Annotated in this window: 12 protein-coding genes and 1 pseudogene; 7 read left to right on the plus strand and 6 right to left on the minus strand. The window is 69.0% G+C overall.

Annotation, left to right across the window (positions count from 1 at the left end):
- The 3 genes from G6027_RS08410 to G6027_RS08420 all read right to left on the minus strand — a co-directional run.
- Nucleotides 1-1,269 (minus strand): ice-binding family protein (locus G6027_RS08410; protein WP_206682479.1); only part of this gene is annotated, 1,269 nt, incomplete at its 3' end.
- Nucleotides 1,270-1,782: 513 nt separating this feature from the next.
- The gene (locus tag G6027_RS08415; RefSeq protein WP_182636776.1) at nucleotides 1,783-2,556 is read right to left on the minus strand and encodes an SDR family NAD(P)-dependent oxidoreductase; all 774 of its coding nucleotides are present in this window, start codon (nucleotides 2,554-2,556) and stop codon (nucleotides 1,783-1,785) included.
- Nucleotides 2,553-4,061: an NAD(P)/FAD-dependent oxidoreductase gene (locus G6027_RS08420; RefSeq protein WP_182636777.1), complete on the minus strand. Its 1,509-nt coding sequence runs from the start codon at nucleotides 4,059-4,061 to the stop codon at nucleotides 2,553-2,555. The genes G6027_RS08415 and G6027_RS08420 overlap by 4 nt, the downstream gene beginning before the upstream one ends.
- Before the next feature lie 99 nt (nucleotides 4,062-4,160).
- Between G6027_RS08420 and G6027_RS08425 the strand changes: the two genes are divergently transcribed.
- From G6027_RS08425 to G6027_RS08440, 4 genes are all read left to right on the plus strand, one after another.
- Nucleotides 4,161-5,198, plus strand: coding sequence for an AraC family transcriptional regulator ligand-binding domain-containing protein (locus tag G6027_RS08425; protein WP_346995662.1), 1,038 nt, complete (start codon nucleotides 4,161-4,163; stop codon nucleotides 5,196-5,198).
- 62 nt (nucleotides 5,199-5,260) lie between these two features.
- Nucleotides 5,261-6,874 carry an AMP-binding protein gene (locus G6027_RS08430; protein WP_182636779.1) on the plus strand — a complete coding sequence of 538 codons (1,614 nt, stop codon included), beginning with the start codon at nucleotides 5,261-5,263 and terminating at the stop codon, nucleotides 6,872-6,874.
- Between the two features lie 13 nt (nucleotides 6,875-6,887).
- Complete coding sequence (locus G6027_RS08435) at nucleotides 6,888-7,883, plus strand: LLM class flavin-dependent oxidoreductase (RefSeq protein ID WP_182636787.1); 996 nt, start codon at nucleotides 6,888-6,890, stop codon at nucleotides 7,881-7,883.
- 48 nt (nucleotides 7,884-7,931) lie between these two features.
- The gene (locus G6027_RS08440) at nucleotides 7,932-8,312 is read left to right on the plus strand and encodes a hypothetical protein (protein WP_182636780.1); all 381 of its coding nucleotides are present in this window, start codon (nucleotides 7,932-7,934) and stop codon (nucleotides 8,310-8,312) included.
- A gap of 42 nt (nucleotides 8,313-8,354) precedes the next feature.
- Here the strand turns inward: G6027_RS08440 and G6027_RS08445 are convergent, their stop codons facing one another.
- Nucleotides 8,355-9,317, minus strand: a complete 963-nt coding sequence (locus G6027_RS08445; RefSeq protein ID WP_182636781.1) for a hypothetical protein — start codon at nucleotides 9,315-9,317, stop codon at nucleotides 8,355-8,357.
- Nucleotides 9,314-9,922, minus strand: a complete 609-nt coding sequence (locus G6027_RS08450; RefSeq protein WP_182636782.1) for a hypothetical protein — start codon at nucleotides 9,920-9,922, stop codon at nucleotides 9,314-9,316. The genes G6027_RS08445 and G6027_RS08450 overlap by 4 nt, the downstream gene beginning before the upstream one ends.
- 417 nt (nucleotides 9,923-10,339) lie before the next feature.
- On the opposite strand from G6027_RS08450, the gene G6027_RS08455 reads away from it, so the two are divergent.
- The 3 genes from G6027_RS08455 (at nucleotide 10,340) to G6027_RS18745 (ending at nucleotide 12,983) form a co-directional block, all read left to right on the plus strand.
- Entirely contained in the window at nucleotides 10,340-10,939 is a 600-nt protein-coding gene (locus G6027_RS08455) for a hypothetical protein (RefSeq protein WP_182636783.1), read from the plus strand.
- An 85-nt stretch (nucleotides 10,940-11,024) separates the two neighbouring features.
- Nucleotides 11,025-11,840 carry a class A beta-lactamase-related serine hydrolase gene (locus G6027_RS08460; RefSeq protein ID WP_241726947.1) on the plus strand — a complete coding sequence of 272 codons (816 nt, stop codon included), beginning with the start codon at nucleotides 11,025-11,027 and terminating at the stop codon, nucleotides 11,838-11,840.
- 78 nt (nucleotides 11,841-11,918) lie between these two features.
- Nucleotides 11,919-12,983 carry a hypothetical protein gene (locus tag G6027_RS18745; RefSeq protein ID WP_241726948.1) on the plus strand — a complete coding sequence of 355 codons (1,065 nt, stop codon included), beginning with the start codon at nucleotides 11,919-11,921 and terminating at the stop codon, nucleotides 12,981-12,983.
- Between the two features lie 35 nt (nucleotides 12,984-13,018).
- Here G6027_RS18745 and G6027_RS08470 read toward each other — a convergent pair.
- Nucleotides 13,019-13,470: pseudogene (locus tag G6027_RS08470) on the minus strand (adenosine deaminase); the annotation flags it as partial.

Raw genomic sequence — 13,470 nt, forward strand, 5'->3', positions numbered from 1 at the left:
GATGAAGGGCAACGGGGGCAGCCTCACGCCGGCGGGCAGGGGCAACTCGAAGTCGCCCATCGAACCGGTCATGAGGACGGCGGTGTTGGCGGTCACCGCGCCGTTGACGCCGCCCGCGATACCGGGTTCTCCTCCGCGGCCGTTGGGCGACTCGGGGCCCGGTGCCATCGGCGCGGGGGCGACGGGCTGGAGCGGAGCCGGTCCCGGCATGGCCGATCCTGCCAGTGGCGGGAAGTCCGGAAGGGCAGGCAATGGGAAGCCCAGATCCCCGAGCGACTGACCGATCATCGGCCCGACGAACGGTGCGGCCGCGACCGATCCTCCGATCAGGACGGCCGGGATCAGGATCGGGAGGAAGGGAATGGCGGGTGCGACGGTGGGGACGGTCGTCGTGGGAATCGGCACGGAGGTGGACGGGGTCGTGGAGTCGGACGGCCCCGTGGTGGTGGGAGTCGTCGAGTCACCGGGATTGGTCGTCTCGGTGGTCGTCGGCGTCGTTGGAGTAGTCGGCGTCGTGGGGTCGGTGGTGTCCGTCGGTTCCGTGGTGGTCGGCGGCGTCGTCGTCGGAACGGTGGGATCACCGCACGGCGCGATATTGATCGTGTCCTTGATCAAAGTGACCGCTCCCGCGGTTTGTGCGAGCAGGCGTCCCTGGACCGTGACACTGTCGTTGACACTGATATCGGCCAGGGTCATCACGGTGCCGACGAAGTCGGAGCCGGTGCCCAGAGTCGCGGAGCTGCCCACCTGCCAGAACACGTTGCACGGGTTGGCTTCGTTGACGAGCTCGACCCGACTGCCCGATCCAGTGACCAGGGTGGACCCCGCCTGGAAGATGAAGACCGCATTCGGGTCGTTCTCCCCGTCGAGGGTGACGGTTCCGGTCAGGTTCATCGAGGAGGTCGCGTTGTAGACACCACTTGTCAGGGGCGCGGGGAGGTCGCCGATCTGGGAGTAGTTCACGGTGTCGCTGGGCGGTTGGCTTTCCGCCTGGTTGTACGCGATGGTCAGGTCGGCCTGCGCCTGCTGGGCGGCCGCGTTGGTGGCGTTGGTCGTCCCGGTCACCGTTGCCTGATCCATCCCGGTGATGGCGGTTCCCGGAGACAGGCCGATATCTCCGTTGATGGTGGAGGGGCCGGTATTGGTGATCTGCGCGCCGGCGATCACCGCGTACGACTCCGCGGTTCCGAGGTTGATGGAGGTTTGAGCCGAGGCGACTGTGCCGAGCATCGTCATGGTGGCGACGGTGGTCAGTGCGACGCCCGCCACGAGCCAACGGCGGAGAGAACGAGAGTGTGTAGGTGCGTGCACCGATGTCATGGTTTTCCCACTTACGTGTGGTCGTGCTGAGGGGAGGTGCGAGGGTTCTCGCGAGGGGTGGTGCTGAGGGTGGTGCTGAGGGTGGTGTCAACGGATCGTGCAGGAGGAACCTTCGATGGGGCGAGCGTAGAGAGGGCGCTCAAGCCGAATTCCTTATGTCCAGTAAGCCTTGATCTCAGGAATCCACAATGCACTTTTCGATAACGGAAAGCGGATCGCCACGGCATCGTCGCTCGTCAGCGCGCTGCGACGTCGGTCTCGAATGCCGAGATTGGTCGATCTGTACCACCCTCACAGAGGGTCGAGAAGTGAGAAAGAAACAATTATCCTGAGATGACTTGATTGCGGTTGAAAGCCCGCATGCGAGAGTTCTCTCACGATATGAGCGGCCCCCTGTCGATGATCCCGACACGCCTCACTCTGCCGTACCTCCGGGGAGCTGCCCGGGGGTACGGCCGTCGGTCAGCTCCGGCGCTCGACGACCCTTCCGATGAGGCGGGTTCCGGCGAGGAAGGGGACCCGGGTGAATCGCTTGGAGTACCAGGTGACGGTGCTCAGCGCGTCCGGGGTGATGACCAACCGCCGGGCCTGGATCGCCCGGGCCGATCGCGCGGCGACCTTCTCCGACGTGAGCGGCGTCTTGGAGAGCAGCATCCGGGCTGCCTCGTCGGCCTTCGGGTCGTCGCCGGAAAGAGAATCGGCGAGTCCGGACCGGAAGAACAGTGGGCATATGACGGACGCGCTGATGCCGCGGGGGCGCAGCTCGGCGTCGAGGGTCTCCGCCAGTGCGACAGCCGCGGCCTTGGTCGCGTTGTAAGCGCCCATGTGAGGCGCGTGCACCAGACCTGCGGCGGAGGCGGTGATGACCACTCGGCCGCCTCGTCCGAGCGTCGGAACCAGTGCCTTGCAGCCGCGGACCACGCCGAGCAGATTGATGTCGACGATGCGCTGCCATGAGTCCATCGACGTGGCGTCCAGCCTTCCCCCCACTGCGATGCCGGCATTGTTGATGAGGATGTCGAGCGAGTCCACGGTCCGCACTGCGGCGGCCCAGTCCTCATCGTCCGTCACGTCGAGCTTGAGGTACCGCCACTGCCCGTTCAGCTCGCGCACCGAAGGTGGCGCCTCGGCATGCAGGTCGGTGAGGATCACCTCGTCGCCGGCCGCGAGGTACTCGCGGGCGAGCGCCAGGCCCAGCCCCGAGGCGGCGCCGGTGATGAAGACGCGGCGGGTCATCGGACGGCCGCCTGCGGGATCTGCGCGTCGAACGCCATGTCGCGGCGCTGGTCACCGAAGGTCAGCTCCGGGATTTCGGCGAGGTAGTTCTGTACGTATGTCCAGGGACGGTCGGTTCCTTGCCTCGGGAAGCGGTGCACGCCCCGTTGGACATACCCGGCGTCGAGGTCCAGAAGCGGGCGATCGCCCTTCACCTCGGGAGGGATCGGCGCGTAGATCTTCTCCCCGTTTTTCTCCCCGGCCCGCCACAGCTTGACCATGTAGCGGGAGACCATGTCCGCCCGCAGGGTCCAGGAGGCGTTGACGTATCCCACGGTGAAGCTGAAGTTGGGCACGCCGGCGAGCATCATCCCGCGGTAGGTGGTCAGGTCGGCGGGCTCGAGCTCGCGGCCGTCGATGCTCAGGGTTCCGCCGCCGAACGCCTCGAGCTCCAGGCCGGTGGCGGAGACGATGACGTCTGCCTCGAGCTCCGCGCCCGATTTCAGGCGGATACCGCGCTCGGTGAAGGTGTCGATGTGCCCGGTCACCACGCGCGCGTTGCGTTGCATCGCCCGGAAGATGTCTCCGTCGGGGGCTTTGCACACCCGCTGGTCCCAGGGCTTGTACGACGGCGTGAAGTGCTCGGCGATCTGCTCGCGGGAGATGTAGCGGCGCTGCAGGAGCCGCAGCCCTTGCGTGAAGGCCCAGGGGAACCGCTGGGCGACGAGAAACTGGACCATGTCGCGAGCGCCGTGGGTGAACCGGGCGGCGCGGTAGGCCGGTTGTGCCGGCAGCACGCGTTGCCACACCGCGCTGATGATGTCCTTCTCGGGCAGTGGCGCGACGTAGCTCGGGGTCCGCTGGAGCATCGTGACGTCGGCACCGAGGTTCTCCAGCGCAGGGACGAGGGTGACGGCGGTGGCCCCGGACCCGATCACGATGAACTTCCGCCCCGCGTAGTCGACGCCCTCGGGCCACAGCTGGGGGTGGATGATCTCGCCGGCGAAGTCCTGCTCGCCCGGGAAATCGGGTCGGAAACCCTGAGAGTGCGAGTAGTAGCCGGACCCGAAGTGGACGCGGCGGGCCCACACCGTGCGTTCGGTGGAGCTCCCGTCCTCGGCCCGGACGCTCGTGACCTTCCACAGGCCCTTCTCGCTCTGCCAGTCCGCGTTCCGGATCCAGGACCCCAGATGCAGGCGTTCGAGGACCCCGCAGTCGCGGGCGGTGTCGCGGATGTACTCCTTGATCTCCTCGCCCTGCCCGAGGGTCGAGGAGTGCGGCCAGGGGCGGAACGGGAACCCGAACGTGGCCATGTCCGAGTCCGAGCGGATCCCCGGGTAGCGGAAGGTGTTCCAGGTGCCGCCCAGGTCGTCCTGGGCGTCATGGACCTCCCACGACCAGTGGGGGAGCGTGGTGGAGACGTGGTGGGCCAGGTCGATGCCGGAGATGCCGGCGCCGACGATCAGGAGGTCCAGCGGGTTCTCGGGTGCGCCGGCCGGTGGGCGGCGGTCAGCAGAGGCTGTCATAGGGAGGACGATAGTCCCGATCTCGCCGACTAAGTTGCCGTAATACGCCAAGAGGTTGCTCTATCGCGCCATCTGGCGGAGAGTTCTGAGGTGGCATACGTGAGATCGGCAGGCCTGAGGGGCGTCAGGGCGGTGATCAATGCGCTCGGAGGCGACGCTGACGACCTGGCTCGGCGCAGTGGGTTGCCGGGCGGTGCTCTCGACAGCGACGAGATCCTGGTGCAGGATCTCGCGATCGGTTTCCTCCTCGAGACAGCGGCCGTCGAGTTGCGGTGTTCCGACTTCGGCCTGCGGGTGGCGTTGCGCCAGGACCTTGGTCTGCTCGGCCCCGTGGCCGCGGCCATCAGGCACGCCCCGACCACCACCCGGGCGTTGGAGATGACCTCCAAGTACCTGTTCTTCCACGCCCGCTCGCTCGAGATCACGGTCGTCCCTGATCCGGAGGGTGACCCCGGTGTGCTGGGGGTGCGGTTCGGCTACCGCGACGACGCGGCGGCGCTGCCGCCCCAGGCGGTCGACATGGTCCTGCTCTTCCTCCACCGGTCCATGTTCACGCTCCTCGGGGGGGACTACGGACTGCTGTCGGTCGAGCTCCCGAACCCGCTCAACACGGCACCTGGTCGCTACCGGGAGCTCTTCGCCGCCCCGGCGAGGCCGCTCGCGACGGCCGCGATGCTCCGCGTCCCCGCCGTGCTCCTCGGTCGGGAGATCACGGGCGGTGACCTGATGGCTCACGAGCTCGCCCTGAGTTATCTGGAACAGCATGGTCCCGCACGAGACCAGACCTACGCCGAGCGGACCAGGGCCCTGCTCCTGCGGTCCCTCGACACCGGAACCTCGACCCTCGGCGACGTCGCCGAGCTCCTCTCGGTCTCCCCGCGGACCCTGCAGCGGCACCTCAACGCTGAGAGCACGTCCTTCTCTGCGATACGGGACGAGGTGCGCCGCGATGTGGCCGCCCGACTGCTGGCCACGACCGAGATCCCCCTCTATCAGATCGCCTCGGCCCTGGCGCTGGACGATGTGACGACCTTCAGTCAGTACGCACGCCGTTGGTGGGGGGTCACGGCCAGGCGGTTCAGGGCCGAGAGGAGGGGTCCGGACGTCGTTGGTCGGCCGGCAATCGAGCTTTCCTGACGAGTGTCAGCTGGACTGGCTATGATCCAGATCACACTGCCCCTGCGTCCCCGAGGACCCCCATGGCCGACACCGTTCGCGAACAACTCCGCCGTCACGCCGAATCCGACTCCCCGGCGATCCGCTACGAGGACCTGACCATCTCCTGGCGCGAGTACATCTCGGCCGCCGACCGCCGCGCCGGAGCCCTCGACGCGCTTCTCGACGACTCCCGACCCCGGCACGTGGGCACGCTCCTGGAGAACACCCCGGAGATGCTCTACGCGCTCGCCGCCGGCGCTCTCGGCGGCGTCGTCATCGCCGGGATCAACGCGACTCGTCGCGGCGAGGGGCTGGCCCGCGACATCAGGCGTGCGGACTGCCAGGTCCTACTCACCGACTCCCAGCTCGCGCCCCTGCTCGACGGGCTGGACCTGGGCGATGTCAGTGTCATCGACACGGACTCGGACGAGTGGGCCGCCACGGTCGCCGCGTCGGAGCCCCCGGCCGATCCCCCGGTGGCCGATGCCGGCGACCCGTTCATGCTCATCTTCACCTCGGGGACGTCCGGCGACCCGAAGGCCGTGCAGGTCGGCAACTTCACGGTCACCATGTCGGGTGAGGCGCTCGCGCCGTCCTTCGAGCTCACCGCCGACGATGTGCTCTACCTGTCCATGCCGCTGTTCCACTCCAACGCCATCATGAGTGGCTTCTCGCCCGCGATCGCCGTGGGCGCCACCATGGTGCTCGCCCGCCGCTTCAGTGCGACCCGCTTCGGCGACGACATCCGCAAGTACGGGGTCACCTACATGAACTACGTGGGCAAACCACTCGCGTACATCCTCGACACCCCACCCCGCCCCGACGACGCCGAGACCACGCTGCGGGCAGCCTTCGGGAACGAGGCCGCGGCCAAGGACATCCCCGCCTTCGCCGAACGGTTCGGCTGCACCGTGCGGGACGCCTACGGCTCCACGGAACTGGCGATCATCGTCGTCCGGACCGAGAACTCGCCGCTCGAGTCCATCGGCGAACCCTTCCCGGGGGTCGCGGTGTACGACCCGGCGACGGTGACCGAGTGCCCCCGGGCGGTATTCGACGACACCGGAGCGGTGCTCAATCTCGACGAGTGTGTGGGCGAGCTGGTCAACACCGAGGGTGCCGGCTTCTTCGCCGGCTACTACAACAACGAGCAGGCCACGTCCGATCGCATGCGGGACGGGATGTACTGGTCCGGCGACCTGGCCTACCGCGACGCCGACGGCAACGTGTACATGGCCGGTCGCAGCGGGGACTGGCTGCGGGTCGACGGGGAGAACATGGCGGCCGGCATCGTCGAGGAGATCCTCCTGAGGAATCCCGCGGTCTCCCGGTGTGCCGTCTACGGACTGCCCGACCCCCGCGGCGTCGGCGACCAGCTCGCCGCGGCCGTGGTGGTCCGGCACGACAGCCGACTCGACCCCGCCGGTCTCGAGGAGTTCCTGGCCTCCCAGCCCGATCTCTCTCCCAAGGCGTGGCCGCGCTGGGTCCGGCTCTCCGATGCGCTCCCCACCACCGCGACCAACAAGATCCTCAAGAGAGACCTGATCAAGGACGGCGTCGGCGGTACCGGCGGATCCGACATCTGGTGGGAGCGCGAGGAGCGCGGCACGTCCTATTCGGTCCTGGCCGAATCCCACACGGGTGCTGCGGTCTGATGGGCTGCGCCTGATGGTCTACATCGTCACCCGCTTCGATTTCCGGGCACCCGGCGCGGACGCGGCCGAGCGACGGGACCGCTACCGGGCCGCCCTCGCCATGGCCCGGTACGCGGAGGAGTCGGGCCAGGACGCCGTCAACCTCTCCGAACACCACGGGTCCGAGGACGGCTACCTCCCGTCGCCGCTCATCGCGGCCGCGGCGGTCGCCGCGGTGACCGAACGGATCCAGATCGCGGTGTGGGCCCTGGTCGCGCCCCTGTACGACCCGGTCCGGCTGGCCGAGGACATCGCCGTCCTCGACCACGTGGCGTCCGGGCGGGTGAGCTTCACCTTCGGACTCGGCTACCGACCGGTCGAGTACGCGATGCACTCCCGGGACTGGAAGGGTCGGGGGGTGCGTCTTGAGCGGCAGCTGGAGACCATGCTCGCGGCGTGGGCGGGGGAGCCCGTCGGGAACGACCCTGTCGACGGCTCACGGCGGGCGGCCGTGACGCCGCGACCGTTCTCGGACCCGTATCCGCTGGTATTCCTCGGTGGCGGGGGTGCGGCCGCCCGGCGCGCCGGCCGACTCGGGATGCACTACCAGCCGCAGCTCGACGATCCCGCGCTCACCGAGCTGTACCGGGCAGAGTGCCGCGCCAACGGGCACGAGCCCGGCCTCGTCGTGGCCCCGGTTCCCGGCCCCGCCGCGGTGTTCTGCGCGAAGAACCCCGACGAGTTCTGGGAGCGGTACGGCAGCCACCTGCTCGCCGACGCGGAGGCCTACCGCGCCTGGCAGATGGGGCCCGGCCGGAGCTCGTTCGTGCACTCCGACGCGCGGTCGGTCGATGATCTGCGCGCCGAGGGGGTGTACCTGGTGGCCACCCCGGACGAGCTCGTCGAGCGTGTTCGGGCTGGCGATCTGGGCCTGATCGCGTGCCACCCGCTGTGCGGCGGGATGCCGCTCGACGCCGCGTGGGAGTCGCTGCGGCTGATCGGGGAACGGGTGCTGCCGAACGTCCGGTGAGAACGTCGTGATCGGGTGACGCACCCCGGGGGCCGTAGTCTCGGGCGAATGGGAAACGACACGGCACACGCCGTCCGGTACTGGTCCATGCCCGCCGCGCTGGGGGCGATGGGTGCGCTGCACTTCGTGGCGCCCCGCCCCTTCGACGGGCTCATCCCGCCGGAGCTGCCAGGGAGCGCCCGGGCGTGGACCTACGGGTCCGGCGTGGTGGAAATGTCCGTGGCGGCACTGCTGGCCGTGCCGCGGACCCGGGCCCTGGGCGGGGCGGCGGCCGTGGCGCTGTTCGTGGGGGTACTACCCGGGAACGTGCAGATGGTTCGGGCCTGGCGGCGGAAGCCGGTGTGGCCCTACCAGGTGATCGCGTGGGGCCGCCTGCCGTTGCAGGTGCCGATGATTCTCGCGGCCGACAGGATCCGCCGCGGGGCCTGAGCGCAGCAGTGGTGGACTCTCGGGGTAGCCACTGGCCTCGGGTTATGACGGCCGGTACTCCTCGCCGGGTGTCGCGCCATTGCTATCGGGCCTCCCGGTGCCGGGGTGGTGGGTTCCCCAGGCGTCAGTGCCCGGTGTGCGCGGTGGGGAAGCGCCCGCTCCTGTTCCGGCTGAGTTGAGATCCCCGTAGTACTCGCTCGCCCCGTTGCCGCCGCTGGGGCCGTTGGGCCCGACGTCGATGGGCGACGCGGGGCGTGGGCGTTCTCCTTGGCGGAATACGGCGACAATCGCACATGCGATCACCACCACGTAGGTGGCCAGCGTGAGGATAGGCCCCGCCCCCGGGCTGACATCCGGGCCCGACGTCGCGGCGGGGGGACTCGGCGTGGTGTCCTCCGCGTACACGGCCACCACAAGAGCTCCGATGGCCAGAACGAAGAGCTGCGGCACGACGCCGATCACGGCGAACACGGCCCCAAGCTGGCGAGCGGTGGTCAATATGAGTAGGCCGCCCACGATCACCAGCACCCCGGAAAGAGTGAGCATCCCGGTGATCGGCTCGAGGAGCAGTTTGAACGACGTCTCGATCATGCCCAGTTCGAGTGCATCGGAGTCCGAGAGCGCCCGCTGCGCCGACGAGCTGAGGTCGATCGCCCCGGTTGCGGAGACGCTCATGGTTCCCTCGACTATGTCGAATGAGCGGTCGACCATCCAAGCGAGACGCGGAGCGATGAGAAGCAGGACTCCCGCGACGATCGTGACGATCCCCGCGACGGCGACGGCCATATCGCGGGTGAGGAAGGCGATGAGTCTCGAGCCGATGCCCGGTCGGTTCGTCATGGCGTTGCCAAAGGGCGCCTGAGGTCGGTATCCAGAGTGACCGGTGGGGTCGCCCGGGCCGTAGGCGCCCGGTCCCTGACCGTGCGGAGGCGTCGCCTCTCCGGCGTCGTCATAAGGCGAACCGCCCGTTCGTGGCTGCCCCTGGTTCTCGCGGGGGTCGGTCATGCCATCCACCTCTTGATTCGAATCGTTTCGCGGTAGGCGATCATCGCCACGTAGATGACGAGGCCGAGGGCCGCGAGCGTCAGCGCGAAGGTGGAGAGTCCGAGGCCGAAGCGGGCCTCTGGAACCATGGATCCCACCAGGTCCGCGGCCAGCGAGAACTCGCTCCCGATTGCCGAACTGATGTCCGAGGCGGCATCGGCGACATTCCCCACCATCTCGGAGGGGACCCTGGCGTAGCCGAGGATGACTGCGCCGAAGAGGGTCAGCGAGATGCCCACCACCTGCATCCGGGCACGCGCGACCAGGATTCCCCCGACGATCAGGCTAAGCGCGGCAATCACCAGGGCGAGACCAACGGACACCGTGATCGCCCGCGCGAGCTCGAGGTCGTCCTGCGCCAAGGTGTTGATGGCAGCCATGTCGCTCCAACGACTCCCGCTTGACGCAGAGACGCCTCGGAACGGGGCGATCGAATACTCGATCAGGGAACCACCGGAGCGGTCGAACAGGGCCCACCACGGGAAGAGACAACTCAGAAGTGCAAAGACCCCGGAGATCACCGCGAGGAAGCCCGGCAGTCGGAGCATGCGTTCCTGCCAAGGCATGGACTGGACGCGACGAGCGGTCTGGCCCGCCGCGCTCGCGGCCGAGGCCATCCACTGGTCAGGGCTCGTCCCACCCGGTGCCGTGCCGGGACTGTATTGCTCCTGGCCGGGAATATGCCCTTGGGGCGGAAAGCCCTGAGTTGGCTGGCCGGGTGTCGGCTGGTCCTGTAGCGGGTACCCAGCTCGGGGGAAGCTCGCGGTCGGATTCTCCGATGGATCCGCTCCGGGGTCGACGGGCTGATCGCCTTGGCTCATCTGGGGGTGATCTCCTTCGCCGACCGTAGTTCACGGTGTGTGCATCAGACCCCTGATCCTAGGGCTCGATCACAGTCTTTGTGGGAGTCTGTTGTCTGTCGCGGACCGGGCGGCCGCTGAAGCGAGCGGGTTGGATGACGCGACGACCTAGGAGATGTGGACATGTACCCAGGACAGGGCGGCGCACGAGACCAGGACTGGGGCCCGGTCGATCGAGCCCAGGGTGGCTCGAGCGGGTATCACCAGGGGCCTGACGACTGGGCGGCCTACGACCACGGTGCCGGCGGGTCCGGACCGGGGGCGATGACCGCCGCAGGCGTTGCCGCGGTCGTCCTTCTCGTGCTCATCGGCGTCTTCGCCTTCTTCCTCCTCGGCCGGCCAGGAGGCGGTGGCGGCAACTCCACTGAGCGCGGAGCTGCGACTGTTGCGTCGGCGGTCCCGACCACGTCGGCGGGTACTCCCCTCCCGCGGACCTCGGCGAGCCGGGCAGCCGCGCCGGCCGCGCCGGCCGCGGTCCTCGAGGAGTGCAGCGACTCCGGTGACGACGTCCTTCCTCGCTCTGGCCGGGGGACGACGGTCACGAGTTGTCCGTTCGCCGAGGAAGTCCGAGACGCGTATCTGGGGGCGGGCCACCGCGGGGGAGCCGCCGAGATCAATGCGTCGAGCCCGGTCACCGGAGTGACGTACTCCATGGAGTGTGCGCCGGACCGTGACGCCGTCGTGTGCCGTGGCGGCGACAATGCCGTGGTCTACCTCTACTGACGTGGCGTATGGGAGCCGTTCGGTGAAGCGGGTTCTGTCGGTGCTGACCGCCGTCGTCGGCGTGGCGGGATGCGGAGTGGAAACCGTGAACACACCGTCGACGGTGACCACCGTGACCGAGGCGCCGGTGCAGGGCGGCACAGAGAACACCGACGCCGAGCCGAATCAGCAGCAGTCGACAGCGGAAGTGAGCGCGGCGTCTCGGGACGGGTTCGACCGGATCGTCGCGTCCCTGCCTGCGGGGGTCGGGGTGGCCGTCGCGCCGGTCGGCGGATCACAGATCACGCTGGTCGGCGGCGATCTCAACCCGAACGTGGCGTGGTCGACGATCAAGGTGCCGCTGGCTCTCGCCGCGCGACGGGAATCGTCCGGAGTTGACGACGCGGTGGAACGGGCTCTTACCGTCTCGGACAACACCGCGGCGGAGGTTCTCTGGGCGGCACTCGGCGGAGGCGGTCAGGCGTCGGCGGCGGTGGAGTCCGTCCTCACAGAGGCGGGGGATTTCGAAACGACGGTCCCGAGCGAGCACCGACGCCCGGGGTTCAGCATCTTCGGCCAGACCGAGTGGTCACTCGAGGCCCAGGCGGCGTTCGGTGCAGGGCTGGCCTGTCTGACGGACGGGTCGGCTGTCCTGGGACCGATGACCCGCGTCGACCCCGCTCAGAGCTGGGGGTTAGGACGCATTCCCGGGGCTGCGTTCAAAGGCGGGTGGGGGCCGACGGCTGATGGCGGCGGGTACCTGGTGCGGCAGTTCGGGATCGTGCCGACCCCTCAGGGCCGACTCGCAGTGGCCGTCGCGGCCTACGGGAGAACCCGCGATGACGGTGCCGCGCTGCTCTCGCGGACCGCGGAATCGGTGTCCGCCGAGCTCGGAGCGCTCTCCGCCGGAGAGTGCAGTTGATGACCCCACTGGGCTAGGGGCGACCGCGCCGGTACGAACCCACCCCGTCTGAGGTCGCCTGGTGGCACGATGTCGTCGATGAACACTTTCGGTCTGGTCCTGTTGGCCGTCGGGGTGCTTGTGGCGCTCATCGGAGTGATGATCGCGGCCACGGGCCGCCCGGCGCGAGGTGATACCCAGCCGGTCGACCGCTCCGACTGGGCGGCCTACGACCAGGGGCCGGATCCGGCCGTGGACCACGGCGGCGACGGTAGACCCCGCTCGAGAAGGACGACCACGGTGGGTCTCGCGATGCTCACGGTGGGCCTCGTCGTGGCGCTGGCAGGCGGCGTTGTGTGGGCACTGCCCGGTACCGGGGGTTCCGCGGACACCGCGGCCTGGGAGTCGGGAGCCCCCCCGAATGCCGAGCGGACGGAAGCCTCCGCGACCGCCACCGCGCCGACGACCTCACGTCGGGATGAGCCGGGTGATGACGAGCCGCGGCGCGGACCCGGGACCGAGTGCGGCCTGGTACAGCCGACATACGGCGAACCAGCCCAGGTGCGGATCGAGCGCGGCACCATCGGATGTGCGGAGGCTGAGCGGGTCGTCCAAAAATACTACGACCTCCCGGCGGATCCGAACGGCGGCAACACCGCCCCCAAGGAGTTCGACGGCTGGAGGTGCACCACGGCCACGGCGGGCGCCGCCGGGGAGCGGGGTTACGGGACGTCCTGCCTTAAGGGGGATGTCCAGTTGGTGGTCCCGAATTCAATGGATTCCGGCTCCCCGCAAAGGGATTCCGGTCTCTCGGAGGGCGGTTCGCGCCCGTACGGTGACCTGGGCCTGGCGATTCCCATGACCAGACCGTCGTGCGACGGCCGCGGGATCGTCGTCCTCTACTCCGCAGTGTTGCCCGGGGCGTACGAGTCGGAGATCCGAACTGCGTTGGCGTCCAACCCGGGCGCGCGCTACCTGCGCACCGATCAGGCCTGTCCGTCACTTCGTCAGCGCGACGAGAACGGCAACGTGATCTATGCGGTGTACCGCGAGTCCGGATACAGCAGAGCCGAGCTCTGCGCGGACGTGGTGACGGCACCGGCCGGCGCCTACGGGCGGTGGCTCGACACCACCAGCGACCCGACGGTTCTCGTGAGCTGCTAAGACTGCAGACCCACTCGAGTCGGCGAAGGGTGCGCTCAGGGCGTAGCGCCATTCCACGCGTCGACCCGCGCCAGGGCGTCGCGCTTAAGATCGGCGGGCGCGAACGAGGAGTTGATCGACGCCCGGGCGCACCCGGCCAACCGCGCCTCCGGGATCCCCATCCGCTCGCGCGCCAGCACGTACTCGTCCACCACGTCGACGCCGAACAGCAGCGGGTCGTCGGCGCCGATCGAGCAGCGGACCCCGGCGTCCAGCAGCGTGGGGAGCGGGTGGTCCTCGAGCGTGGGGTACACGCCCAGGACCACGTTCGAACTCGGGCACACGTCCAGGCAGACCCCGCTCGCGGCGAGCTGCTCCACCACCCGGGGGTCCTCGGCGGCACGGACCCCGTGCTGGATGCGGTCGACGCCCAGCTGCAGTGCGGACCGCACCTCCTCGGGCCCGGCCAGCTCTCCGGAGTGCGGGACCACGCCCAGACCGGCGTCGC

The sequence above is a fragment of the Dietzia sp. SLG310A2-38A2 genome (genome assembly GCF_014145095.1).
Lineage (GTDB): Bacteria > Actinomycetota > Actinomycetes > Mycobacteriales > Mycobacteriaceae > Dietzia.